This is a genomic window from Chryseobacterium sp. IT-36CA2 (assembly GCF_949767875.1).
Taxonomy (GTDB): Bacteria; Bacteroidota; Bacteroidia; order Flavobacteriales; family Weeksellaceae; genus Chryseobacterium.
On record NZ_CATKPG010000011.1, the window covers coordinates 596,984 to 620,244 of the forward strand.

19 protein-coding genes are annotated in these 23,261 nt (G+C 35.6%); 12 read left to right on the forward strand and 7 right to left on the reverse strand.

Annotation, left to right across the window (positions count from 1 at the left end):
• Positions 1-83: 83 nt before the first annotated feature.
• From ACM6F9_RS03525 to ACM6F9_RS03555, 7 genes are all read left to right on the forward strand, one after another.
• On the forward strand, positions 84-440 hold the full coding sequence (locus tag ACM6F9_RS03525; protein WP_414844432.1) for a hypothetical protein: 357 nt from the start codon (positions 84-86) through the stop codon (positions 438-440).
• Between the two features lie 263 nt (positions 441-703).
• A complete protein-coding gene (locus ACM6F9_RS03530; protein WP_414844433.1) occupies positions 704-3,097 on the forward strand; it encodes a TonB-dependent receptor in 2,394 nt (797 codons plus the stop codon).
• An 18-nt stretch (positions 3,098-3,115) separates the two neighbouring features.
• Positions 3,116-3,700 (forward strand): hypothetical protein, encoded by a 585-nt coding sequence (locus tag ACM6F9_RS03535; protein WP_414844434.1) that lies wholly within the window; start codon positions 3,116-3,118, stop codon positions 3,698-3,700.
• 139 nt (positions 3,701-3,839) lie between these two features.
• Positions 3,840-5,174, forward strand: coding sequence for a trigger factor (locus ACM6F9_RS03540; protein WP_414844435.1), 1,335 nt, complete (start codon positions 3,840-3,842; stop codon positions 5,172-5,174).
• Positions 5,175-5,410: 236 nt separating this feature from the next.
• Positions 5,411-6,097: a hypothetical protein gene (locus ACM6F9_RS03545; RefSeq protein WP_414844436.1), complete on the forward strand. Its 687-nt coding sequence runs from the start codon at positions 5,411-5,413 to the stop codon at positions 6,095-6,097.
• A 153-nt stretch (positions 6,098-6,250) separates the two neighbouring features.
• Positions 6,251-9,115 (forward strand): M16 family metallopeptidase, encoded by a 2,865-nt coding sequence (locus ACM6F9_RS03550; protein WP_414844437.1) that lies wholly within the window; start codon positions 6,251-6,253, stop codon positions 9,113-9,115.
• A gap of 299 nt (positions 9,116-9,414) precedes the next feature.
• Complete coding sequence (locus ACM6F9_RS03555; RefSeq protein ID WP_414844438.1) at positions 9,415-12,261, forward strand: M16 family metallopeptidase; 2,847 nt, start codon at positions 9,415-9,417, stop codon at positions 12,259-12,261.
• Between the two features lie 71 nt (positions 12,262-12,332).
• Here the strand turns inward: ACM6F9_RS03555 and ACM6F9_RS03560 are convergent, their stop codons facing one another.
• Together ACM6F9_RS03560 and ACM6F9_RS03565 are read right to left on the reverse strand one after the other, a co-directional pair.
• Complete coding sequence (locus ACM6F9_RS03560) at positions 12,333-12,917, reverse strand: DUF3109 family protein (RefSeq protein WP_129042100.1); 585 nt, start codon at positions 12,915-12,917, stop codon at positions 12,333-12,335.
• 6 nt (positions 12,918-12,923) lie between these two features.
• A complete protein-coding gene (locus ACM6F9_RS03565) occupies positions 12,924-13,829 on the reverse strand; it encodes a DUF6427 family protein (RefSeq protein WP_414844439.1) in 906 nt (301 codons plus the stop codon).
• Between the two features lie 42 nt (positions 13,830-13,871).
• Between ACM6F9_RS03565 and ACM6F9_RS03570 the strand changes: the two genes are divergently transcribed.
• Positions 13,872-14,105: a DUF6341 family protein gene (locus tag ACM6F9_RS03570; protein WP_047386641.1), complete on the forward strand. Its 234-nt coding sequence runs from the start codon at positions 13,872-13,874 to the stop codon at positions 14,103-14,105.
• A gap of 84 nt (positions 14,106-14,189) precedes the next feature.
• Here ACM6F9_RS03570 and ACM6F9_RS03575 read toward each other — a convergent pair whose 3' ends face one another.
• Positions 14,190-14,627: a universal stress protein gene (locus tag ACM6F9_RS03575; protein ID WP_034696860.1), complete on the reverse strand. Its 438-nt coding sequence runs from the start codon at positions 14,625-14,627 to the stop codon at positions 14,190-14,192.
• A gap of 640 nt (positions 14,628-15,267) precedes the next feature.
• Here ACM6F9_RS03575 and ACM6F9_RS03580 point away from each other — a divergent pair.
• Positions 15,268-16,530, forward strand: coding sequence for a hypothetical protein (locus ACM6F9_RS03580; RefSeq protein ID WP_414844440.1), 1,263 nt, complete (start codon positions 15,268-15,270; stop codon positions 16,528-16,530).
• A gap of 254 nt (positions 16,531-16,784) precedes the next feature.
• On the opposite strand, the gene ACM6F9_RS03585 is transcribed toward ACM6F9_RS03580, so the two are convergent.
• The 4 genes from ACM6F9_RS03585 to ACM6F9_RS03600 all read right to left on the reverse strand — a co-directional run bounded on the left by ACM6F9_RS03585 (position 16,785) and on the right by ACM6F9_RS03600 (position 19,394).
• Positions 16,785-17,390, reverse strand: a complete 606-nt coding sequence (locus tag ACM6F9_RS03585; protein ID WP_414844441.1) for a fumarylacetoacetate hydrolase family protein — start codon at positions 17,388-17,390, stop codon at positions 16,785-16,787.
• Between the two features lie 76 nt (positions 17,391-17,466).
• On the reverse strand, positions 17,467-17,871 hold the full coding sequence (locus tag ACM6F9_RS03590; RefSeq protein WP_129042096.1) for a DUF2007 domain-containing protein: 405 nt from the start codon (positions 17,869-17,871) through the stop codon (positions 17,467-17,469).
• 2 nt (positions 17,872-17,873) lie between these two features.
• Complete coding sequence (locus tag ACM6F9_RS03595; RefSeq protein WP_413929062.1) at positions 17,874-18,638, reverse strand: 3'-5' exonuclease; 765 nt, start codon at positions 18,636-18,638, stop codon at positions 17,874-17,876.
• A gap of 42 nt (positions 18,639-18,680) precedes the next feature.
• Positions 18,681-19,394, reverse strand: a complete 714-nt coding sequence (locus ACM6F9_RS03600; RefSeq protein ID WP_414844442.1) for a CDP-alcohol phosphatidyltransferase family protein — start codon at positions 19,392-19,394, stop codon at positions 18,681-18,683.
• An 89-nt stretch (positions 19,395-19,483) separates the two neighbouring features.
• Here ACM6F9_RS03600 and ACM6F9_RS03605 point away from each other — a divergent pair, with 89 nt between their 5' ends.
• From ACM6F9_RS03605 to ACM6F9_RS03615, 3 genes are all read left to right on the forward strand, one after another.
• Positions 19,484-21,412 carry an LTA synthase family protein gene (locus ACM6F9_RS03605; protein ID WP_414844443.1) on the forward strand — a complete coding sequence of 643 codons (1,929 nt, stop codon included), beginning with the start codon at positions 19,484-19,486 and terminating at the stop codon, positions 21,410-21,412.
• Positions 21,413-21,563: 151 nt separating this feature from the next.
• Positions 21,564-21,983 (forward strand): DUF2147 domain-containing protein, encoded by a 420-nt coding sequence (locus tag ACM6F9_RS03610; protein WP_414844444.1) that lies wholly within the window; start codon positions 21,564-21,566, stop codon positions 21,981-21,983.
• A 235-nt stretch (positions 21,984-22,218) separates the two neighbouring features.
• The gene (locus ACM6F9_RS03615; protein WP_414844445.1) at positions 22,219-23,199 is read left to right on the forward strand and encodes a pyruvate dehydrogenase complex E1 component subunit beta; all 981 of its coding nucleotides are present in this window, start codon (positions 22,219-22,221) and stop codon (positions 23,197-23,199) included.
• Positions 23,200-23,261: the final 62 nt, after the last annotated feature.

A 23,261-nucleotide genomic window follows, 5' to 3' on the forward strand; every position in this document is an offset into this window, starting at 1 on the left:
GATTTCTACATATTATCAATAATCATAGAGTAATTTAATGAAACTTTAAGGAAACAATTAAATTATTTTCATAATTTTGAACCATGATTTTTAAAGAAAGCAGAAACCTAAAGAGTTTTATCTCCAAGCTATTGTTTGGAGTATATTTCCTCGCGCTGCTTTCTCAGAGCTTTCACCATCATGATTCCGTAGATTATTTTAAGGCTTTCAATCTTAAAAAAGTTGAGAATACAGTGACGAAAGCAGTTACTAAAGAGAAAGCTGGCGACTGTCTGGCCTGCCACTTTTTGGTTACCGGACATACATTAGCTCCTGAAGAATTCAACTTTACTTTTGAGCATTACAGCCATGAAGTAAAACAAATCATCGCCATTCAGGAGAAAATCTGGTCACAGACCAAATTCACTTTTCAACTTCGGGGACCGCCCGCACTTTCATAATTCACAGATTCTTATTGGGTTTAAAGTTTTTTACTTTAAAGTTCAATGTTTAATGCTTCAAATTATTTGATGTTTAAAGGTTTAATGTTGTTAGGAAAACAACTGATCGTTTGTAATTACTATTTCAATAATATTCAATTACTAACTGCTAATTTCTCACCTCTAACTTCTCATTAGACATTTTACAATTAAACTAACCCAATCCCATAAATTTTAACGAAAAATGTACTCCATTGAAAGAGTACGCAATCAATCTATTTACAATGAAATTGATATATTGCCTGCTGCTGATCTTTTGCGGATCAGTATTTACAAGTGCACAAAAAACTTATACTGTAGAGGGAACCGTTCATGATTTTCATGATAAAACACTGCTGGAAAATGCAGTGATTAAAATCGGGAGCTTTACAGCCAAAACGAATAATAAAGGTCAGTTTTCTTTTGACAAAATTCCTGCAGGAAAGTATACACTCATTGCACAGCATCCTGATTGTGATGATTATACTGAAAATATAGGAGTTAATCAGGATGTACATCTGGTTATTACACTGGAACATCATGTCAGAGACATCGAAACAGTGACCGTTCACGGAAGCCACAAGAACAATGGAAGCATGGTAGTGAAAACTCTTGATAAATCAGTGCTTTCAAGAAATGTTACTGAAAATTTAGGGAATCTACTAACTAATATTTCCGGTGTTAACGTTCTTAAAACGGGAAATAATATCGCCAAGCCTATTATTCATGGGCTTTATGGAAGCAGAGTTTCTATCCTTAATGATGGGGTGAAACTTGCCGAACAGGAATGGGGAGTAGAGCATGCACCCAATGTAGATGTCAATAATTTTGAACATATTGATGTCATCAAAGGAGCGTCAGCCTTGAAGTATGGAGCCGGAGCTGTAGGGGGAGTCGTTGTCTTGCAGCCTCAGGTTTTGCCTAAGAAAGATACCATCATGGGGAATGTTTCTCTTTCCGGAATTTCAAACGGAAGAGGGGCGGATCTGAATGTAAAACTGGCAAAAACGTGGGAGAATGGTTGGGCCATCAAAACCAATGGAAGCTATAAAAAGCTTGGTGATCTTGAAGCTCCGGATTATGGCTTGATGAATACCGGACTTGAGAGCTCAGGATTTAATTTTGGGGTGCAGAAAATGACATTTGAAAAAGGTTTTTCGTTTGATTATTATCTGACTAAAAGCACTGTTGGGATTCTTAGAAGCTCTCACGTAGGGAATTCCGAGGATCTGCGTACTGCTCTTACCTCACCGGAACCAATCTATCAGAGAGATTTTAGTTATGATATTGATAATCCTAAACAGGAAATTGAGCATCATATTGCTAAAGTTTCGGCTTACAAAAGGTTTGAAAATTTTGGAAAGATAACGGCTACGTACAGCTTCCAGTACAATCATAGAAAAGAATATGATATCAGACGCACAGAAGCTTTGAGCAAAAAACCGGCACTGGATCTTGAACTGATTACCAATGATCTGAATGTGAACCACCTGATAGAAAGAGGAAACTGGAATCTTGAAACAGGGATTAATGCAGGGTATCAGAATAACTATTCTAATACGCAGACCGAGGCAAGACGTCTTGTTCCGAACTACGACAGATATTATGCAGGAATTTATTCTGTATTAAAATATAAAATTGCTCCCCAATTGGATCTTGAACTGGGAGGCAGATATGATTACGATCATTATGATGTAACAAAATGGTATGATCTGAGCGACTGGAATAAGACCTATGCCGCAGATTATTCAAATTTTGTAGTAAGAATAAACCAAAACAGAATTCTTACGAATCCATCATTAACCTATAATAATATTTCAGTAAACGGAGGACTGGTTTACCATCCATCCGAATATTTTAACCTGAAATTTAATTATGCCAGAGTGTCAAGATCTCCAAATATTGCAGAGCTTTTTGCAGACGGACTTCACCATTCTGCAGCCATTATCGAAAGAGGAGATATGAGAATGAAAAGCGAAACAGGAAATCAGTTCAATCTGGTTGCAGACGTAAAAGCAAATGTCTTGAAAGGATTGAATATTTCAGTAAACCCGTATTTCTTTTATACTCAGAATTTCATCAACCAGATTCCTACAGGATATCAGAATACCCAGTGGGGAGGAGCTTTTGTAGTATACAGTTATCAGCAGATCAATGCAAAAATGTATGGATTAGATATTGATGCACAGCTTAAGATCACAGATAATCTGACTTACAAAGGAAGCGGTTCCTATGTTTATGGGCAGGATACGACTAATAATGTACCTCTTATCCTGATGATGCCTCCGAATTTTAACAATTCATTGGAATTCAATAAAAAAGAATGGAAAAACTTCTATTTCACTGTAAGTAACAACACGTATCTGAAGCAAACAAGATTTCCTGTTTATAACGTTCCGATCAGATTATTCGATTCTGATGGAAATGCTTACAATGAAGATGTAGATATCTCTACGCCTCCAAGCGGATATTCGCTTTGGAACCTTCAGACAGGGGTGAATCTGTCTAAAAATTTCGGAATTGATTTCTCAGTTCGAAATGTATTCAATAAGTCTTACAGAGATTATCTGAACAGACTTCGTTTCTTTTCCAACGAAATGGGAAGAAACTTTATTTTAACTCTTAAATATCAATTTTAATTACTTAAAATCAAAAACATGAAAAATATTTTTAAAAATACTACTCTTATCTTAGGACTTTTCTTTGCAGTTGCTTTAAGCGTAACATCGTGTAACAGAAGCGATGATGAAGCAGATGATCTTCCTCAGGAAGAACTTTCAGATGTTCTCTTAAGAGTAACAGATGTAGCTACAGGTACTCCCGTCGTATATGATTACCAGGTGAACAGTACTACGAATCCGAATGTTAAATTGATCAACGGTCATACCTATAACGTAGAAGTTATTTTCAAAAATGGTGATGAAGATGCTACTCAGGAAATCAAAGAAGCTAAAAATGAGCATTTCTTAGTGTATAACTTTCCCAACTCTGATATTACTTTAACCCGTACAGATGATGAATCTTCTACAAGAGGAGATGGAAACCGAGTAGGATTGAAAACAAAATGGGTGGTAAATACTGCTGTGAAAAATGCTTCAGCACCTAGTCAGCTGGTTCTTACATTATTCCATGAGCCGGTAACAGTTTCTGAAACTTCTGCGGTAAGTGGAAACGGAGTGATCTACGGAACCCATACAGGAGGTGAAACAGACGCGCAGGCTAACTACAATATTATTAATTAATATATTCTTTAATCTTGTTTGAACCACCGGAATTCTCCGGTGGTTTTTTATTTAACAATATTTGGCGTTATAAGTTGATTTTAAATGGGTGATTTTCATAAAAAATTCATATTTTTGCAACCTAAAATTTTAATCAATAATGAAGGTTACCGCACAAAACCATGATGACGTAAGTGCATTGCTTACAGTAACATTGGAAAAATCTGACTACAAAGAAAAAGTAGAGAAGCAGTTGATTAATTATGCTAAAAATGCGCAAGTTCCTGGATTCAGAAAAGGGAAAGTGCCTTTGAGTATGGTTAAAAAACAATATGAAGCAGGTATTGCATTTGAAGAAATCAACAGACAAGTTTCTGATGCTTTAAACAACTATGTTAATGAGAACAAATTAAGATTAGTTGGTCAGCCTGTTCCTCAGCCAGTAAACGAATTAGATTACAATGCTGAACAATTAGAAGTTGCTTTCGAAGTTGGATATGAGCCTGAATTCACTATAGATTTAGCTAAATATGAAGCTCCTCATTACAAAGTAGAAGCTTCTGACAAAGAAATCAGCAAGAGTATTGAAAACATGCAGAAGCGTTTCGCTGAGCAGGTTCCTCAAGATAAAATCACTAAAGATTCTTACATTGCTTTAGAAGTTTCTCAGGTTGTGGAAGAAGATGCTGAAGGAGAGCACCACCACCACCCAAAAAACCTTACCGTTACAGCTGATAACAAAGAAGCTTTCAAATTGGTAAAAGGTTTGAAAATGGAAGGTTCTGTAAAAGTAACGAAAGAAGCTCTTGCAGGTGATGAAGAATTAGCTAAAGAATTAGGATTCAGCAAAGAAGAAGTTGAGCACCTACACCACAATGAATTAGAAGTAAAAGTAAAAGATTTCTATTCATTAAACTTAGCTGAGCTTAATCAGGATTTATTCGACAAAGTATATGGAGAAGGAAACATCAAGTCTGAAGATGAGCTTAAAGATAAAGTAAAAACTGAATTAGACGAGTATTTCCAACAAAATGCTGATGTTCACTTTGTGAATAAAGTATTAGAGCAGGTAACTGAGAAAGAAGAAGTAAAACTTCCTGAAACGTTCCTTGTGAAGTGGTTATTATTCTCTAACCAGAATATCCAGTCTGAAGCACAAGCTAAAGAAATTCTTGAAGCAGAGAAAAACCAGTTGAGATACCAGATCATCGAAGGTAAATTGATGACTGATAACGAAATCAACCTTGACTATGCTGATGTATTAGCTCAGGCTGAGCAGTTGGTGAAAAACCAATTGGCAATCTACGGAATCCACCACTTAGGTGATGAAGAAGTTCAAAAATATGCTGTTGAAATGTTGAAAGATCAGGAGCAGGTAAGACAAATTTCTTCTGAAGTAGCTATGGCTAAATTGAAAGATGTAATTCTTGAAAAGGCTAGCAAAAAAGAAACTAAAATTTCTCACGACGAATTTTTAGAAGAACTTAAGAAATAATTATATACAGATATAAATATTTGAAAACCGTCAATTTTTTGGCGGTTTTTTTATTGTAAAGCAGTTCCGGGGCTTATAAAATTTGTGAAATAAACAGAACCGTATATAAACTTTAGTTTAATTAATTTTTTTATAAAAAAATTAAATTAACATTTATGATCTGTTATTTATGTTTTTTTTAGAGTGATAATATTCATCAATATCCCTATATTTACCCAATAAACTTTATTATAAATATGAAAAAGATCATCATTCCATTTTTCTGTGCTGTGCTTTTTTCAGTACCTGCAGCAGCTCAGAAGAAAGGGGCTGCATCTGCTAAAACAGAAGCTGTAAAATCAAAACTGACCTCTAAAGAAGTTCTGGATAATTATTTCAAAGCTTTAGGTGGAAAAGATAAATTGGAGGCTGTAAAATCTACCATTACTGATAACACGGTTTCTGTGCAGGGAATGGAAATTCAAATGACAACTAAGAAATTAGGAAATAAATTCAAATCCGTACAATCGCTGATGGGAAAAGAAATGATTCAGCTTTTTGACGGAGAGAAAGGATATTTTGATCAGGTGGGAACTAAAACAGACATTCCTGCAGACAAAATTGCTGAGCTGAAAAAAGGAAAACCAATTGATGCTTTAGCCTTTGATGCTTCTAATTTCCAGACAGTATCTACGGAAAAATTGGACGGGAAAGATTATAATGTATTGTCTTCAGACAAAGGAAAATTTTATTTTGATGCTGGAACCGGACTTTTGTATAAAACAAATGCAGGAGAAGGAAACGCAACAATCAAAAGCTATATGGCGGTAGACGGATTACAGTTTCCTGCTGAAGTAGAAGCTGAAGGTGGAGGTCAGAAAATGACAATCAAAACTACAAAAGTGGTAATCAATTCCGGAGTTACGGATGCTGATTTTAAATAAAAAGTCACTTTTTAAGAGATAAAAACCGGGAAATTCCCGGTTTTTTTGGTGTTTTAATACTTTTAACTCAAATTTAACTATAAATTTTTGACTTAGTATTTCTTCAGCTTGTGAAGAATTGATACTTTTAGCATGCAAATAAAATCAAATATCATGAAAAAAGTATTATCTTCATTTGCAGTCATTTTCCTGATGTCTGCGAATGCCTTTGGACAGAATATCCCTGTGGATCCGTCCGTAAGAATGGGTACCCTTTCCAACGGAATGAAGTACTATATCAAAAAAAACACTTTACCCGAGAAAAAAGTAGATTTCCGTCTGGCGATCAATGCCGGATCTATTCTTGAAGACGAAAATCAAAGAGGATTAGCTCACTTTATGGAGCACATGAACTTCAACGGAACCAAAAATTTTCCGGATAATAAATTAGTAGACTTTCTACAATCTATCGGAGTGAAATTCGGTCAGCACCTTAATGCTTACACCAGTTTTGATGAAACAGTTTACATGCTTCCTGTTCCTTTGGATAAACCTGGAAATCTGGATGCCGGACTGAAAGTAATGGAAGACTGGGCATTTAATGCAACCCTTTCAGACAATCAGATCAATAAAGAAAGAGGAGTTGTACTGGAAGAACTGAGATTAGGTCTTGGACCGGATAAGAGAATGATGGATAAATACCTTCCAAAACTTTTATACAAATCTCAATATGCAGACAGACTTCCGATCGGTAAAAAAGAAGTATTGGAAAACTTTAAACCTGATGTGATCAGAAAATTCCATCAGGAATGGTACAGACCAGATTTGATGGCGATTATCGTGGTAGGAGATATCAATGTAGATGAAATTGAGAAAAAGATCAAGGATAACTTCAGCAAATATAAAAACCCTTCAAAACCTAGGGAAAGAAAATCTTTTGATCTTCCGAATCATAAAGAAACTTTGGTAGCGATTGAAACAGATCCTGATGCAACCAATTCTATGGTACAGTTTATCATGAAAGATGCTGATGCTTATACGCCGGATGTAACTGTTCAGCAATATAATCAGAGTCTTATAGAAAATCTTTCAACCACGATGTTGAATAACAGGTTGAGAGAACTGATCAACTCTACAAACCCTCCTTTTACGTTTGGATCAGTATACCACGGAGGAACTTATGCAAGAAGTAAAGAAGCTTTCCAGGGATTTGCTATGGTAAAAGAAGGAAACCAGCTGAATGCATTAAAAGTTTTACTGGAAGAAGTAGAAAGAGCAAAAAGATTCGGATTTACACAGTCTGAATTGGACAGAGCAAAATCTCAGGTACTTTCCGATCTTGAAAGATCTTATAACAACAGAGATAAGACAGAAAGTGACAGGCTGATAGGGGAGTATGTAAGAAACTTCCTGGAGCAGGAACCAATTCCCGGAATTGCTTGGGAATATGAAGATACCAAATCTTTCTTACCATCCGTTACTCTTGCACAAACCAATGATATCATCAAGAAAATGGTGAAAGATGACAGCAGAGTGATCGTAATTACAGGTCCTAAAAAAGATAATGTAACCATGCCTACAGAAGCAATGGTGCTGAATACATTTGATGCCGTAAAAATGACAGATCTTAAACCTTATGAAGAAAAGGCTGCCATCAAAAACCTGGTAAAACCATTTAAATCAGAAGGGAAAATTGCTAAAACAGAAACAGATGCTAAGTTAGGAACAACAACCTGGACTTTGAGCAACGGAGCTAAAGTAACTTTCAAGAAAACTGATTTCAAAGATGATGAAATCGTATTTACAGCAAGAAGTTTAGGAGGAAGCTCCCTTATTCCGGATGCTGATTACAATAAAACACAATTTGCTTTCTCTGCGCTCACAGAAGCTGGCGTAGGCGGATTCTCTAAAGCAGATCTTACCAATTATCTTGCCGGTAAACAAGTGGGGGTAAATCCTATGGTGACTTCACTTTTTGAAGGTATTTCCGGAAGAACTACCCAAAAGGATTTAGGAACAGCTATGGAATTGATGTATGCTTATTTTACAAGTTTAAATTACAACCCTGCTTCCTTTAATGCTTACAAAGAAAAGCAGTCAGCAATGCTGAGTAACCTGTTGTCAAACCCTCAGGCTTATTTTTCTAACGAACACGCAAAATTCACGAATCAGAAGAATCCGAGATTCATTGGGTTGTTTCCACTGGAAAAAGACTGGGCCAATACAGACTATAAAAAAGCATACGACATCTACAAAGAGAAATTTGCGAATGCCGGAAACTTCCAGTTCTATTTCGTAGGAAATATTGATGAGGCGAAGTTTAAAGATGAAGTACTGCAGTATATTGCCAGTCTGCCATCATCAGGAAAAACTACCATGTTTAAAGATACAGGATACAGAACGATTACCGGTGATTATACAAAAGTGTACAAAAAAGGAAAAGATCCGAAGAGTATGGTATCTATCTCATACAGTGGAGAAGCGCCTTACAACGAGAAAGAAGCCTTAGCATTATCTGCTCTTGGAGAAGTGGCTACCATCAAGGTGATCGAAAAATTAAGAGAAGATGAAAGCGGTATCTATGGTGGAGGAGCAAGAGGAGGTATGAACAGAATCCCTTACGGTACTTACAGTTTTGGGATCAACTTTCCTTGTGGTCCTGAAAATGCAGATAAATTGACTAAGAGCGCCATTGCTGAGCTTCAGAAGCTGATTGACAATGGTCCTGAGCAGAAAGATCTGGATAAGTACAAAGAAGGAGAATACAATGACAATAAAACAGAACTTAAAGACAATATGTTCTGGATGAATGCCATTGCTAAAAACCAATTAGATGGAAGTGATAAATATGATATCCTGAATTACCAGGATAAAGTAAAAGCACTTACCGTAAAAGATCTTCAGGATGTTGCTAAAAAATACCTTACAAAAGGAAGAATTGTAGCCACTCTGATGCCGGAAGACGGATGGGAAAAGGCTAAAAAAGAAGAACCTAAAAAAGCAGAAGTCACAGCTGTAAAAGCAGGTGCTTCTAATTAAATTTTTTTCTTAAAATAACAAAACCGTTGTATTTTACAGCGGTTTTTTTTGTTGAATAAGGATAATATAATGGTATATCAATGGTAAATTTTAGGTTATGATGAAAATAAACTTATTTTTAATTAGTCTATTTAATATTATTTGCGAATATTTTAAATTAAAAATTACTTTTATCAAAATAAAAACAATAATTTGTTTTCATTTTGTAATATTTAAATTTTTTAACTTGAATTTAACCCTGTTGCAAAAGGCTAATTGTAAGGAGAAATGATATTTTTGAGTGTCAAAAAATAATGCAGATGAAAAAAATATTATCTTCGTTTTCAGTCATCTTTCTGATGTCAGTAAATGTCTATGGACAGAACATCCCTGTGGATCCTTCTGTAAAAATCGGTACCCTTTCCAATGGAATGAAGTACTACATCAAAAAAAATGCTCTACCTGAGAAAAAAGTAGAATTCCGTCTGGCGATCAATGCCGGATCTATTCTTGAAGACGAAAATCAGAGAGGACTGGCTCACTTTATGGAGCACATGAATTTCAACGGAACCAAAAATTTTCCGGATAATAAATTAGTAGATTTTCTACAGTCTATCGGAGTGAAATTCGGTCAGCACCTTAACGCTTCCACTGGCTTTGACGAAACGGTTTACATGCTTCCTGTCCCATTGGATAAACCTGGAAATTTGGATGCCGGACTGAAAGTAATGGAAGACTGGGCATTTAATGCAACACTTTCAGACAAACAGATCAATAAAGAGAGAGGAGTGGTATTGGAAGAACTGAGATTAGGTCTTGGACCGGATAAAAGAATGATGGATAAATATCTTCCAAAACTTTTATACAAATCTCAATATGCCGAAAGACTTCCGATCGGGAAAAAAGGAGTAATTGAAAACTTCAAACCCGATGTGATCAGAAAATTCCATCAGGATTGGTACAGACCGGATCTGATGGCGATTGTCGTAGTAGGAGATATCAATGTAGATGAAATCGAGAAAAAAATTAAGGATAATTTCAGTAAATATAAAAATCCGTCCAAACCTAAAGAAAGAAAGTCTTTTGACCTTCCGAATCATAAAGAAGCACTGGTAGCTATTGAGACAGATCCTGATGCTACAGGTTCCGGAGTACAGTTTATCATCAAGGATTCTAAAGCTTATCAGCCCGATGTAACTGTTCAGCAGTATGATCAAACACTTATAGAAGGCCTTGTGAATATGATGTTGAACAGCAGATTGGCAGAGTTGGTTAACTCCACAAACCCACCTTTTACTTATGGTTCGGTATACCACGGAGGAACGTATGCAAGAAGTAAGGAAGCATTCCAGGGATCAGCCACTACAAAAGACGGTGATCAGCTGAATGCACTGAAAGTTTTACTGGAAGAAGTGGAAAGAGCCAAAAGATTCGGATTTACACAATCTGAATTGAATAGAGCAAAAGACCAGATGCTTTCTTCTTACGAATGGGCCTACAACAACAAAGATAAGTACGAAAGCAGCGAACTGATTGATGGATATGTAGGTAATTTTCTGAGACAGGATCCAATGCCAGGGATAACCTGGGGATATGAACATATTAAAAAAGTCCTTCCAACTGTAGAACTAACGCAAACAAATGAAATTATCAAAAAGCTGGTAAAAGATGACAGCAGGGTGATCATCATGACAGGACCGAAAAAAGATAATATTAAAATGCCAACAGAAGCTATGGTTCTGAACACATTTGATGCAGTGAAAATGGCTGATCTTAAACCCTACGAAGAAAAAACTAAAGCTGAAAATTTAATAAAACCTTTCAAATCTGAAGGGAAAATTACTAAAACAGAAACGGATGCTAAGTTAGGAACAACCACATGGACTTTGAGCAATGGGGCAAAAGTAACTTTCAAAAAAACAGATTATAAAGATGATGAAATTGTCTTTTCTGCAATAAGCCTTGGAGGAGTATCTGTCATTCCGGATGCTGATTACAATAAAACAAAATTTGCCTTCGATGCTTTGCTGGAAGCCGGATTAGCCGGACTTTCCAAAACAGATCTCATCCATTATCTAGCAGGAAAACAAGTGAGTGTAAGCCCTTATATTGGTGGACCTACAGAAGGGGTTTCGGGAACGAGTTCGAAAAAAGATCTGAAAACAGCTATGGAATTGATTTATGCTTGCTTCACAGACTTAAATTATAACCCTGATGCGTTTAATGCATATAAAACAAAGAAATCGGCAATGCTGGCTAATGCAGACTCAGATCCGCAATACTATTTTTCTAATGAATATTCAAAATTTATCAATCAGAAAAACCCAAGATTTACCAGCCTTGAACCTACAGAAAAAGATTGGGCGAGTACAGATTATAAAATGGCCTATGATATTTACAAACAGAAATTTGCCAATGCAGGTAATTTCCATTTCTATTTTGTAGGAAACATAGACGAAGCAGAGCTTAAAAATGAGACACTGCAGTATATTGCATCACTTCCTGCAACAGGAAAATCATCTACATTTAAAGATACGGGTTACAGACCTTTGCAAGGAGGATATACCAAAGTTTATAAAAAAGGAAAAGAGCCGAAGAGTCTCGTTACAATTTCCTACAGCGGAGAAGCCCCTTATAATGAGAAGGAAGCTATAGCTCTTTCGGCGCTTGGAGAAGTAGCTACTATTAAAATTCTTGAAAAGCTAAGAGAAGAAGAAAGTGGTATTTATGGAGGCGGGGCAAGTGGAAGCTTCATGAAAATTCCATATAGTGCCTATGATTTTACCATTAATTTTCCTTGTGGTCCTGAAAATGCAGATAAGCTGACAAAAAGTGCAGTGGCGGAATTACAAAAATTAATAGATAAAGGTCCTGAGCAAAAAGACCTTGATAAATATAAAGAAGGTGAATACAACGAATATAACACAAGCCTTAAAAACAATGGATTCTGGTTACAGGGGATCGCCCAAAACCAATTAGACGGCAGTGATAAATATGATATCCTGAATTATCCGGCTAAAGTAAAAGCGCTTACCGTAAAAGATCTTCAGGATGTTGCTAAAAAATACCTTACAAAAGAAAAGAATGTAGCGACTCTGATGCCGGAAGAAGGTTGGGAAAAGGCTAAAAAAGATGAAACTAAAAAAGCAGGTGCAGCAGCCCCCTAACTTTTTTATTTTAAATAAAAAACCGCAGAGAAATCTGCGGTTTTTTGTTATTGAATTCAAATCCTGACCGGTTAAGAACCATATTCTTTTTTCCATTCTTCAGCAGCTTCGCTTAAAACAGTATAAAATTCTTCACCGTACTTTCTCGTTAATGGAGTTTTTAAAAACTTATAAACAGGAACCTGAAGTTCTTTTCCAAGCGTACAGGCATCGCTGCATACATTCCATTCGTGATAATTTAATGCGGTAAAAGCAGAGTATTCCGTAATACGGATCGGATAAAGGTGGCAGGAGATAGGTTTTTGCCAGTCCACGGCACCATCCTCGTATGCTTTTTCAATACCACATTTGGTAATTCCTTTTTCATCGAATGTTACATAAGCACATTCGCGATCCTCCACCATAGGAGTAACATACATTCCGTCGTGCGGATCAGTAGTCCATGTTCCTTGTTCTTCAAGGGCTTTGATTCCTTCCTGAGTAAGGTAAGGTTTTATTTGATCAAAAATACTGTCCAATATCTCAAGCTCGTTTTTATCCAACGGAGCCCCTACATCTCCCTCCACACAACATGCACCTTTACATTTCGTAAGGTTGCAAACAAATTCTTCGGAAAAAATTTCCTCAGAAATCAATTTATCGTCTATCTGAATCATAATTTTTTAAAATAAATCAAAAACTGTACCTGCTTTGAAGGCCAGTAAACTAGTAATAATAAGCCATAAACCGGCTTCACGCATCCAGTATTTGGGTAAAAATCTCATCATTCTACTCAGAATAATACTTGAAGGAAATGCCAGAAGCAGCAGATATTCATAGCTTTTATTCATATACAAGATGATGGAAATAAGCTGTGCTACCGAAAAGACCAACAGAAAAGTATATTTGTATCTGCTTATCGGGCTTTTCTTATTATAGTTTTTAAAATGGTCATATACTGCATAAATAAGCATCAGAACCACCGGGGTCAGTGGTAGAAGTTCCGTATAATCCGTTACCGGTTTCATTTTTCCAAAAGGAAAATAGTCTATATTCCAGGAAGTAAACTGAACGAAATACATGACTGAAAAATAGCTGAATGTAATCAAAACAATTCCCAGTAGAAACCTGAAAAGGTTCAAAGTAATTCTGGCAGAAGTAGCAATCACATGAATGATCACAAACACAGCCATTGGCCAGGTAGTGGGAAGGAAAATAAAGTTCAGTGCCACAATAGCTCCTACAAGAACATACGACTTTTTTCTGATATCTTCATCTGCACTCGTTAGAAGTAGAATAAGAAAGGAATTGGTAAGCAGCGAAACAGCAATTCCTATATCCAGATTTCCGGGATACAGCCCAAAAATGAAAAAAGTATATAAAAATAAAGGCAGATGGGTCTGATAATTAAGAGCAATACTGTGAAAACAAAAATATCCCAAAGCAATTCCCAGAAAAGTTATTCCGGCAACTATAGCTTCGTAAGTATTGAAATTCAGTATGTTAAATATTACGACTACTAAAAGAAGAAAACCAATATAAACAGGAATTGAAAAAATATTGCTTTCTTTTGAAAGTAATTTAAACATTTTTTATAAATTTGTACAAAGTTAATTTAAAAAAGGAAAATAATGACGTCTTTCTTTCTATTCTTAAGTAAAGTTTTCAAATGGACTTTCGGTTTCTTTGATACTTTCGGTAATGTTTTAAACTGGATTTTATTTGCAGTTTGCTGTGTACTATTTACTTATTGGTGCTATGTACTAGTAGTTACACTAGGTGGTGACAAAGACAAAGACTATTATTCTCCAACGGAAGGTAAGAATCCTTACTACGATCCGAATATCTACAAAAAAGAAGGTTAATTAATTGGTTATATAGTAAAAAACCGATCAAACATTATGCTTTGATCGGTTTTTTTATTACTAACGATTAAAATTTTCTGTTTCTTAGTCGTGAATTGGAAGTACCAGTACAGGAATGCTTGAACTTTTTGTGATTCCTTTTGTTAAGCTTCCCACAAATACATCATAAATTCCGCTTCTGCCGTGTGATCCCATCACAATATAATCTGCATTTTTCGCTTTTGCATGTTCCAGAATAATATCTTTGGCAAGCCCTTGTTTTAAAAGATGCTCACAATCGATATCATGTCCTATGATTCTTTGCTCAATTTTATTAAGCTGCACCAGCTCTTCTCTTATTTCATTGGCTTCCACTTCCGGAAAATATTGAAATCCCATATCACCAATAGCAAAGCCGATATCTGATGGCGCTACGTGAATCAGGTAAATTCTGCCGTTAAGCTGTTTTGCAAATTTTATGGCACCATCTACCAGTTGGTCTGTCTTGTCCCCAAAATCTACGGGTAATACAATATTTATCATAACCTCTATTTTGTTACCTAAAGATAGGAAAAATTTACCAGAGTCTATGTTAAATAAGTCATAATATTAATTTCGGAGTACCATCAATACTAAGATTGCCGTTTTTTATCCATCCCAGATATCTTCAATTTGATAAATAAAAGATAAGATAACTTATTTAGACTTCTTAATTAACATAATTTGAAAATAAGCTGATTAAGCATCAAATTATACAATCACACGGTTGTTTATAAATTACATTATATTCCTGTATTTGTGATTTTTTTTAATATTTCGGCAATAATATTTTTGATCATTTATGAAACTATATTTCATTTAATTTTTTACAAAAACAAATTCATTTTTAAATAATTTTAGAAATAATGATCTCAAAAAGGATATTACATAAATATTATATTATCCTTTTTGAACTTTATTTTGAAAGTTTAGAGTAGCTCTATGAAAAAAAACTATATTTTTTAATTTATTGATTTTTAAGTTTTTGTGAAATATTTTTAAGCGTAAAATGAATTGTTATATCTAAGTAAGGGTTCTTATTTTGTCTTCCAGATATGATTGGTTTAAAATTGCATCAACACTTTAAAAATTATTTATAGAATAATCTTCGCGATTATAATTAAAAGATTAAAAGATGAAAAAAATGAAATTATTTTTACCATTCAGTTTTTTTTCAATAGCTGTATTTGGACAAGTCGGAATTAATACAACAAACCCTCAGGGTATTTTTAATGTAGACGGTGCAAAAGATAATGCAGTAAGTGGAGTTCCTACAATAACTCAACAAGCCAATGACTTTACTATAACTTCCACAGGGAGTGTTGGAATAGGTACTGTAAGTCCTAATGCTTCAGCTATTCTGGATGTAACTTCTACAAACAAAGGAATATTGGCACCCCGAATTTCCTTATCTTCAGCTACAGATGTAACGACTATTCCTAATCCTGCGGTAGGATTATTGGTATTTAATCTTGGAACTCAGCCTTCCCTTAATTATAACGGATATGTTTTCTGGAACGGGACAGAATGGAGAGCTCTTGATAACTCTTTTCTTATAGCTGGAACTCTAGGTGCCATTGATTGTGATGGAGCCTCACTTTCTCCTAATTCTTACACTGCCGGTGTTCCTTATACAGGTACAATGAGTATTTCTTATACCGGAGGAAACGGAGGTACCTTTGGTGCACAGACGATAGGACCTGTTAATGGGCTTACAGCTACATTGTCATCAGGTAATTTTAATAATGGAGCAGGAACTCTGAATTATACTGTTTCAGGAACCCCTACGATATCCAGCCCGGCAACGGCGACTTTCCCTATCAATATTGGAGGGCAGAGCTGTAGTGCAGCAGTAGGAGCCGGAAACGCAATTTCTCTTGGTGAGGAAATCTACTGGTCTGGACAAGCCCCTGCCAATATAGGAAGTGGAGGGACAAATGCAACGACTTCTGTTATAGTTAATTATCTAAGTAATTATGCTGCAAACGTACCGGTAGTGGATGGGATGAAATTTGATTTCTACTTTATTAATCCTTCTACAGCTGCGGGATCTATTTCGGGGATTCCTCGTATAGTTAACGTTTCAGGAGGTAATATTAAAGTTAATTTTGCTGCCGCATCAAGTGTTCAGAATTATGGATCGAATAATATCTTATTAGGTCCTGGTGATTTCATTAATCTCGATGATGGTATTTATAACGGATTTGGAGCAAATATGACTACAAGCAGTACACCTGCAAGTTATACCAGCCCTGCAACTACCCATACAGAAATAGAAACGGTAAACCTTTGGGTAAATAATCACTGGTACAGAGCAACTTATTATCCTGTAATAGATAATAACAACACAGCAGCAGCAGCAGATGACATAAGAAAAATAGCAATTTCTGTACAGAGACTTAAATAACAGATTTTTCATAATACCTCTGGCTTATTCGAAGGTTTTATGAAACTGGTTTCAAAGATGATTATTGATGATTGATTTTAATATTACTTTCATTTGTCCCCATTACAAAAATCATTCTCTCTTTTTTACAATTTAATAGCTACTACAAATGAAAGACTGAAGCCATATGCAAATATGGCTTCATTATTTTTTTAACAGAATTTAAAATCCTAAGTTTTGTATGCTATAAGCTGATATGAAATCTCTGTAGCGGATTACATTACTCGAATGTCAAGAATTTTTTCCTTTTCAAGATAAGCTTCCAGAATATCATTTTCTTCTACTTTTCCAACCCCTTTTGGCGTTCCTGTGAAGATAAGGTCACCCACTCTTAACGTAAAATACTGAGAAGCAAAAGCAATGATATCATCAAAATTGAACATCATATCTGTTGTATTACCATCCTGTACTTTCTCTTTGTTTTTTAACAATGAAAACTGAAGGTTATCAAGACTGAATTCCTCTTTTTTGAAGAAACTGCTTACCACAGCAGAACCGTCAAAACCTTTGGCAAGCTCCCATGGAAGCCCCTTTGCTTTTAGCTCACTCTGAAGATCTCTGGCTGTGAAATCTATTCCCAGACCTATTTCTTCGTAATGTTTATTAGCCGTTTCTTTCTGGATATATTTTCCGCCCTTTGATATTTTTAATACTACTTCAAGCTCGTAGTGAATATCATTTGAGAATTCAGGAATATAAAAATCACTTCCTTTCAGAACCGCTGTATCCGGTTTCATAAAAATAACAGGATTCTCAGGAATTTCATTTCCTAATTCTTTCGCGTGTTCACTGTAGTTTCTTCCTATGCAGATGATTTTCATAACTCTTTCTATTTTTTTGACTTCATCATTGAAAAGAACGAAGCCATCTTTTATTAGATGATTGGTTGTTTAATTTCTATTGGTCATGGGTAAATTCATTCCCACAATAATAGCATTTGAATTTGTGGCTCGTCAGAAAAGAAATTCCAAAGAAGCTAGTGGCACTGTCATCCCTGTAAATATGATTGGAACCGCATTTAGGACATACAAAATCAAACTCAGGATCAGAAATAGTGTGTTCTACTTCCAGCGAATATTGCTCATTATCTTTGTAGTCCTGAAGAATCTGCTGAGCTTTTTCCTGATCATCTTCAAAGACCTGAAGTTGTATACCGCCTACAGCCTGTGAAAGAAGCCAATCCGATTGAATCAGCTGTTCATTCGCAATGAAGCTGTTGATGCCGTTTTCAGCAAGTATCTGCTTATCCCTGTTTGCTTCGAGGGCTGTTTCATAAAATTTAAAACGAACAAGTTCTGACATTTTTAAAATCTGCTTGATAGTTGAATCTTTGTAAAAACTTTCTTGGTATACAACGGAAAATCAGCATTCTGAAGCCATCCGAAATATCCTAAATCCTTTTGGAATACTGCTTTCACCCCCTGGCCTTTATATTTTCCAAAATTGAAAACTTCTTCCATTTTTTCATTATAGCCGATAAATCCGGCAAGATCTGCATTCTTATTATGGAATGTAAATTCACTTAGTGGTGCTATTTCGTTCGGGATATCATCGTATTTTCCTACCTGAGCATCCAGAACTTCAAAAGTCGCCATTACATCAGCCTCTGCAGAGTGTGCATTTTCCAATGTTTTTCCACAGTAAAACTGATAAGCTGCCCCTAAATTTCTAGGTTCCTTTTTATGGAAAATAGTCTGTGCATCTACCAGTCTGAATTTACTCAGATCAAAATCCATACCTACTCTTAAAAGTTCTTCTGCCAAAAGCGGAACATCAAATCGGTTAGAATTAAATCCTCCCAAATCACTTCCGGTAATCATCTCCATCACTTTAGAAGCAATATCCCTGAAGGTAGGAGCATCTTTTACATCTTCATCATAGATCCCGTGGATCTCACTGCTTTCTTTAGGAATAAGCATTTCCGGGTTTACACGCCATGTTTTGCTTTCTCTTGAGGCGTCCGGGTTTACTTTTAAGATACAGATCTCAACGATTCTGTCTTTTCCGATATTAGTTCCTGTAGTTTCCAGGTCGAAAATACAAAGTGGTTTATGGAGTTTTAAATTCATGTTGATGATTAATAATTTGAAGTGTGTTTTATATTAAATACGTTATTTTAACTGTCCCTGAAAAATAAGAGACACCAATATATAATAAATAACAAGCATTGGGATTCCTACAATCTGGAATATCGCAAGAATGGCAATTCCTCCTACCAGTAATACTACTTTAGGATAGTTATCTTTTAATTGTTTGGATTTGAATTTCATAGCCATCATCTTAATCGGGCTGATCAGAAGCCATGAAGTAAGAAGTGTCAATAGGACTAATAGCAGCTCATTATTGAATAAAAAGTCAAAAGTTCCTGTTTCTTTAAATGCGTAATAAAGTCCAAACAGTAAAACGGTATTTGTAGGCGTATTTAATCCTTTAAAATAATAGCGTTGTTCTTCATCAAGGTTGAAGATAGCCAGTCTTAGGCAGGAAAATACAGTAACAATTAATCCCAGATATTTGATCTCAAACGGAAAGTGAATCCCAAGCAGCTCAGCGCCAAATGGTTCCAGTGCTTTATACATCGTAAGCCCCGGAATCACCCCAAAGCTCACCATATCCGCAAGAGAGTCCAGCTGAAGCCCCAGATTGGAGTTTGATTTTACTGCTCTGGCTACAAAGCCATCAAAAAAATCAAAAATAGAAGAGAGAATAAGGCAGATCGCTGTAGTCTGATAATCTCCTAAAATTAGATGTATTGCACCTATACAGCCTGCAAATAAGTTAGCCAGGGTTAAGGCATTGGCCAGATTATTTTTTATAAAATTCATAGACACAAAATTACATTTTTTAGAAATTCTAATTCAAAATAATCTGAACTAAAAAATGCATTAAAGTGATTTTGATGTAAATTTGCCCCATGAAATTTTTAAAAGGATTTAGAAAACAGGAAGTTCTGGCACTCGTTTACAGGATTTTTCTGGCCTATGTTTTTTATCAGATTGCCAGACTTTTATTCTGGTATTTTAATAAAGATCTGATTAAAGTTGACTCTGTTTCAGAATATATAAAGCTGGCTTTCCATGGTACAGCTTTCGATACCACAGCTATTTTGTATGTGAATGCCTTATTTATACTCCTCAGTTTATTACCCTTGATAATCAATACGAAGAAAGTTTTTCAACAAATTCTTTTCTGGCTTTATTTCATTACCAACGGGATTGCCTATGCGATGAATTTCGGAGATTTCATATACTATAAATTTGCACAGGCAAGGCTTACTTCTGCGGTATTTCAGGTAGCAGAACATGAATCTAATGTTTCCAAAACATTGATGATCTCCGTTGGGGAACACCCTTTTGTGCTGATCTGGTATATAGTTTTGATGATCCTTTGGGTTTTCCTTTACAAAAGAGTAAAAGTAGAGGATATGAAGCCTTCGAAGCTGATTCCTTATTTTCTGACTTCCATTATTACTCTATGTATTACAGCAGTGTTGGTTGTGGGAGGGATCAGAGGAGATTTCAAACACAGCACAAGACCTATTAATATGGTAGATGCTACCCGTTTTGTAGCCAATCCGCTTCAGGGAAATATAGTGCTCAACAGTACATTCTCCTTTTTCAGAACTTTAAATACTAATAACTTTAAGGAAGTTCATTTCGTAGATGAAAAATATATTGAAGACAATGTACATCCTTATAAAGTATACGATAGAAAGGTGGAAAACCGCCCCAATATTGTTATTTTCATTGTAGAATCTTTTGGGAGAGAATATTCCGGAGCTTTTAATAAAGATAAAAATATCAAAGATTACGTCTCTTACACGCCATTTATGGATAGTCTGGCTGGTCAAAGTCTTATTTTTCCAAATACTTTTGCGAATGGAAGGCAGTCTATTCATGGGATGAGCAGTGTATTGGCGGGAATTCCGAGTCTTACTGATGCATTTACAGGATCTCCGTATTCCAACCAAAAAATTCAGTCCATAGTTTCTGTGTGTAATGATCTGGGTTATGATACTTCTTTTTATCATGGAGCGCCTAACGGTTCTATGGGATTCCTTGGATTTGGAAATATTTTAGGATTTAAACATTATTTCGGAAAAACAGAATATAACCACGATGAAGATTTTGATGGCATGTGGGCTATCTGGGATGAACCCTTCTTACAGTATTTTGCTAAAAATGTAGGAAAGAAACAGCCTTTTATGACGACTGTATTTACCGCTTCCTCACATCACCCTTTTAAAATCCCTGAAAAATACAATGGGAAATTTAAAAAAGGAAAAATACAGATGCATGAGCCGATACAGTATACAGATTATGCGATTAAAAAATATTTTGAAACTGCTAAAAAGCAGCCATGGTACAATAACACCATCTTTGTTTTCACGGGAGATCATACCAATCAGGTATATTACCCTGAATATGAAAGAGCGATGAATCATTATGCTGTTCCACTAGTTTTCTATTCTCCGAATCCTGCATATCAGCTAAAAGGAGTTAGCCAGGAAATAGCACAGCAGGCCGATATTTATCCTACATTGGCAGATCTTATCGGGTATAACAAACCAATAAGAAGTTGGGGGAGAAGCTTGGTAAGTGATAAAAAATATCCTTTCCTTGTAGTCAATTCCGATGGAAGTACAGATCAGTTCATGATCGGGAACTATATTTACCGCTTTGATGGCAAAGAAATCATTGGAGTATATGACAAATCAGATTTGAGCCTTGAAAAAAACATCATGAATGAAGTTAAAACCCCTGAGGTTGAAGCCGGAAAGAAAACGGCGAAAGCATGGTATCAGGATTATATGGATAGGGTGATTAACAGAAAGCTTTATTAAGGTTGAAAAGGTAAGCTTTGAATTGGTTTTATTGTCTTTCTTTACCTCTTTATGCTTTGTATAACAAAAGTTTTTGTTCGTTGAAAATTAATTTATATTTTTATCAATACGTAGATAAGAATATTGTAATTAAATTAAAACTAAAAGAAATATGAAAAAATTATTGTTAACGTTCGCGCTTTCTTTTTGCGGTGCGCTTACATTCGCACAGATAGAAGGTAAGTGGAAAACGATAGATGATGAGACAAAACAGGCAAAATCTATTGTTGAAGTGTACAAAAAGTCAGACGGGAAATACTATGGAAAAGTTTCTCAGTTATTGATCAAACCTGCTGATCCGAACTGTACAGTTTGTAAGGATGACAGAAAAGGAAAACCCATTTTAGGATTGGAAATCATCAGAGGATTGAAAAAAGACGGTGATGAGTTCACCGGAGGAACCATTACTGACCCTAAAACAGGAAAAACATACAAGTGTACCATTACAAGAAGCGGTGATAAGCTGAACGTAAGAGGTTACTTAGGATTATCTTTATTAGGAAGAACCCAGGTTTGGGAGAAAGCTAATTAATTTAAGTTTAAATAGAATTTTAGATGACATCTCAGAAACGGGATGTCATTTTTTGTGGATAAAAATTCTCTATAACTTCTTCAGAACCTGGAAAAGCCACAGGAAGCAAGCAGAAAGCAGGAAATCTGATTTTAAATACAGTTAATATTATGACTTCTCATGGAAATGAAGAGGCTTTTTATGATGTGTATAATAAAAAAACACTATTTTTGTAGTCTAAATTTTTCGAATAAATATGGCAGAATATACTTTTCGTGAGGTAATTGCACAGGCAATGAGCGAGGAAATGCGTAAAGACGAATCCATCTTTTTAATGGGGGAGGAAGTTGCAGAATACAATGGTGCGTATAAAGCTTCAAAAGGAATGCTGGATGAGTTTGGTCCTAAAAGAGTAATCGATACTCCAATTGCAGAACTTGGTTTTACAGGAATTGCTGTGGGTGCTGCGATGAATGGTAACAGACCAATTGTAGAGTATATGACATTCAATTTCTCATTGGTAGGAATTGATCAGATTATCAATAATGCGGCAAAAATCCGTCAGATGAGTGGTGGACAGTGGAATTGTCCAATCGTTTTCCGTGGTCCTACAGCTTCTGCAGGTCAATTAGGAGCTACCCATTCTCAGGCTTTTGAAAACTGGTTTGCAAACATTCCCGGTCTTAAAGTAGTGGTTCCTTCAAATCCTTACGATGCGAAAGGGTTATTGAAAACTGCAATTCAGGATAATGATCCGGTTATTTTTATGGAATCTGAGCAGATGTATGGAGATAAAATGGAAATTCCTGAAGAAGAATACTACTTACCAATAGGAAAAGCAGATATTAAGAGACAAGGTACAGACGTTACTTTAGTTTCTTTTGGTAAAATCATGAAGCTGGCTTTACAGGCTGCTGAAGATATGGCTAAAGAAGGAATCTCTGTAGAAGTTATCGATCTTAGAACAGTTCGTCCTCTGGATTTTGATACTATTTTAGAATCTGTGAAGAAAACAAATAGATTGGTTATTTTAGAAGAAGCTTGGCCATTTGCTTCTATATCTTCTGAAATTACTTATATGGTACAGCAAAAAGCATTTGATTATTTAGATGCTCCAATCAAGAGAATTACTACTCCTGATGCACCTGCACCTTACTCTGCAGCATTGTTTGCAGAATGGTTCCCTAAGCTTGAAAAAGTAAAAGAGGAAATCAAAAAAGCGATGTACGTAAAATAGTTATAGAGAAAAACTTCCGAAAGGAAGTTTTTTCATTTATTATATTCATGAAGAAAAGTTCT